Annotated in this window: 2 protein-coding genes; one reads left to right on the top strand and one right to left on the bottom strand. The window is 58.5% G+C overall.

Annotation, left to right across the window (positions count from 1 at the left end):
* Nucleotides 1–250: 250 nt before the first annotated feature.
* On the top strand, nucleotides 251–985 hold the full coding sequence (locus AC0L21_RS37740; RefSeq protein WP_473267042.1) for an outer membrane protein: 735 nt from the start codon (nucleotides 251–253) through the stop codon (nucleotides 983–985).
* A gap of 2,556 nt (nucleotides 986–3,541) precedes the next feature.
* Here the strand turns inward: AC0L21_RS37740 and AC0L21_RS37735 are convergent.
* Nucleotides 3,542–3,767, bottom strand: a 226-nt coding sequence (locus tag AC0L21_RS37735) for an SbmA/BacA-like family transporter (protein ID WP_473267040.1), incomplete at its 5' end; no start/stop codon positions are given.

Raw genomic sequence — 3,767 nt, 5'->3', positions numbered from 1 at the left:
TGTGCCTCTTCCTGATCCAGCTATCGCATACGCTTGCCTGTCCGCTCCCGCTCAATTCGGCTTCTTAACGGACGACTCGCAAGCGAAGGGGCATGCCAAGGAGTTGGAGATATCTGCAACGCCGCAACCTGACGCGGCGTTTGATTCACGCATTTCTTCCAGCGCCAATGTTGCGATGCAGTTACAGCAATTCGCGTGCACGTTGTTAAGACGCAGCCGGCTCGGGGGCACTCAAGACATGGGAATAGAAATGAAGAACTTGTTGCTTTTGACAGTCAGTACGGTGGCGCTTGCTGCGGTGGCCCCCGCATTCAGTGCTGATCTGCCTGCGCAACCCATCAGGCCTCTCTACACCACCGCTCCGGGACCTGTCGCGGCTGCAATCTACGATTGGAGTGCTTACTATTTCGGCGTGAACGGTGGTCTGAGCTCAGGCGAGAGTTGTTGGGAGTACCTTGGCAGCACGCCCGAGGGCTGTCATCATCCGACAGGCGGTAGCGTGGGCCTCCAGATCGGCTATCGATGGCAGATGGGCCAGATCGTGCTGGGTGTTGAGGGCCAGGGCAACTGGGCTGATTTGACCGGGTCCAATCACAGCCTCACGTTTTCCGATACTACCAACCAGACTAAGATTGACGCGTTCGGTCTCATGACGGGGCAGATTGGTTATGCCTTTGGGAACAACGTACTTTACGGCAAAGGCGGCGCCGCAGTCACGAGCCACATCCATCAGATCAGCTCGACCGTGGCAGGAGCCGGTAGGAAAAGTGACGTTGTTTGGGGCGGTGTGTTGGGGGTCGGATTCGAGCACGGCATCGCACCAAACTGGACGGTGGGCTTCGAGTACGACCACCTGTTCTTCCAGCCCCGCACGGTGAAATTCAGCGGGAACATTGGTGGGGCCGATCGCATCCGCGAGGATCTCGATCTTATCACGGTACGGGTCAACTATAAGTTTGGCGGTCCGATTCTCCTGAAATATTGATCCGTAGTTCTGTCGATGGCCCCGGCCTAGCCGGGGCCATTTGAAGGAAAGCATGGCCCGCTCAGAGCCCGGCGATTCAGGCAATTCCGACCTGAGATTCAAGCGCCGCCTGCGCGATCCCGGCCCTTCGCCTTTCGCCGGCCTGCGACCCCTCCTTCTCCGGACGGCAAGCTCGGCAGCACTTCGCGGGGAACCGCCGGCTCAGCGCTGAGCACACTCGACACCGAAGGTCAGCCGTAATCGTGGACAGGGTAGTCGCAAGGGCGACGAGCTCGGAACCTGCGTCGATGCCGCGGGAATGATACTGCTTAGCTTGCGGCTGCCGCCTTGCCAGGGTAAGCGGCGCATCGCCGTCGCAATCGAGGTAGACGAGATCGTCGAACACAGCTGCCTCCGCTGACGCGGCCACGGCAAGATCCGCCTGCAAGCGTCGAGGACGTAATAGATCGGCTCATCCGCGTCTGTCGCGAACCGGGACGATAGGCAGCTCGGCTTTCCAACATCTCACCGGCCCGTCCGATCTTTCGGATCACTCGGCCTCGCCCGCTTCGGCTACTAGCGGCAACCGAGCAGGCGAGCACCCTGCCCTCCGACATCGCCGATATCGCGCGCCAAGCGCCGATGCGGACCGAGGAGAAATCATCTATGCCGCGGGCGGGGCGCAATGACGTCAGTGAAAGCCGCGGACACGGGCGACCTCATGATGAAGCAAGGCGGCATCCACAGCAGGACCCGAGTTTCTCCGGCCAGGACGCCATAACCCTCGCGCTCAGATGGCATCGCTGCCGGGCGCAAGCTCCATGGCCGGGCAGGCCTCTAATCTCGCGTCGCCTTGCAACCCGCCGAAACCCAGGCGGTCAGCCACGCCGGAGCGCGGGGAATAGGTTTGGAGTTCATTCTTGGTCCCTCACACCTCGAAGGGGGTTCTGCAGTTCGCACCCGTAGCAACCACAACAAGATTCCTGCAGACTCCGTAGCGCGAGACGCGTCAAGACAGTTGGATCCAAGTGACCTTTTGCGGCCAGAGCTAATACCTTTTCGGCGAGGCACGCCTTCAACGAAGACGTCCGGTTTGCTTCGGGCACCATCCCGATCGCATCGTCCAGAACACCTCGCAACAAAGCGCATAGTTTGGTTTTCGGTGTCATGGCGCTAATCCAAAAACAACGGAGATCTGGCCGACCTCGGCTCCGGCCCGCCTGGCCGGTGGCCCCCGGAAAGCCGTGCGGAATAAACCTTCTTCGCTCCACGGAGCGGGAGGAATAAGGGAGACGGCCGAGCCTACAAGTACAAGAGCTAGGTTTCGGTAATGTGACAGTTCGTGCTCCGCTCATTCTGGATGCATGACGGCTTAAGAAAGCATCCTGCGGATAGGTCCTTTGGTTTTCAAGTCGACGCTTGCTGACGCTATCAACAAAAGTTCGTAAAGCATTTGGTGAGGATCGCCGAGCCGTGAATTGGGCAGCCTTAGTGGATTGCTTGTTCCGATCGCGCCAATTCCAGCTTAGGAGCTCGTCGCGCCTTTTGAGCCGGATGTGCGGCGCGGTTGCTATAGTCGGCGAGCCACGCTTGTGAATCCACGCTGCTCAATCTTGCGGTCATGTTCACGGCCAGAGCTCCGGCTCGGCGGAAACGGATTGGTCCGCAGGCTCAGAGTTGTCAAATCCCGGTTCTGGTAGTTGAAACACGACGCAACATCATCTTGAACTCTTCTGGCACGGTTCACAGTTGAGCTTACGGTGACAAGAATTTCTCTTCGAGATCATTTCGGCGTGCTCCGGCCAGCCCAGCTTGTCGCCGTCCAGGATCGCTGGTTCGAGTGGCTCGATATTCGCACCGAAACTTTCGCCCAGCTGCGCGATCCAGTGACGCTAGAACGAGCTTGGGTGCCACTGGGCTCGATTACCGTTCCGCCAGAACCAGAATGGACACCAACACATCCGGCGATCACCAGGGCTCGCCGCCCCACGTAATGCCTACCCCCTGTTTAGCACCGTATTCCATGGAGCGGATCAAGTTTGAAACATCCCGCATGGTCGTTCTGGCTAGTCAGTCAGTGTCCGGTGCCATGTGTGACACAATTATGATTGCTCGCGGGACAACACCGTTGAGGCGTGTCCGACTCACACTGTCGAACTTACGACACGCTGGTACTTATTTGTAGAGCTAGGCGGTGTGGACTCTGAGAGCCCATTTCCAGGAGCAAATCAGATTCATGGCTGTTTTCTCGGAGCAAGTCTTCGGTGTCATGAACCCGCTGGCTCGACCGCAGGTCGAACGCGACGCGGCTGCTTTGTAGCTTACCCGCGGCGGCTGTAATGGCCCCTACAGCCATCCGCCGCCCCTTTGCCTCAGTCCGCGCGCTGCAACAGCGCGCTAGCCCTCATCCACAACAACACGTCACGGGGGTTCCGATATGCAGTTGCTAAGTTTCTCCACGCCGAGCGCCATTCTCTCGAGTGCCCCTTCTCACAACTTAAGCAATTCAGCAGCGTTGAGACCGATTGACGCGTAACGGAAGGTCAGGTGTCCGTCAACTCCCTACAGCTATAGGAATCATGTGGCTTGCTTCCTTATCTCGATCGACGGCAGTAGCCCACCGTGGATCTTTGCCTCAAAGCTCCGCAGGCGCTGATAAATCGAGATCAGTTCGACGATCGTGCTCCAGGAGTTGACGAGATACTGAAACGAGGTTCGCACTTGCTTGAACGCGTTGAGGATCTGGTTCATCGCGCCGAGGGTGATCCTGCCCGCGATGATTGTGGGCGCAAGCAGCAGATAA

The sequence above is a fragment of the Bradyrhizobium sp. WSM4873 genome, from assembly GCF_055811355.1.
The sequence above is the reverse complement of the archived record's forward strand: the minus strand, read 5'-3'. Positions and strand labels throughout refer to the sequence as shown.

Bases quoted from the DNA above. Each gene is read 5' to 3' on its own strand.
- AC0L21_RS37740 (WP_473267042.1), top strand. From the start codon at position 251: ATGAAGAACTTGTTGCTTTTGACAGTCAGTACGGTGGCGCTTGCTGCG.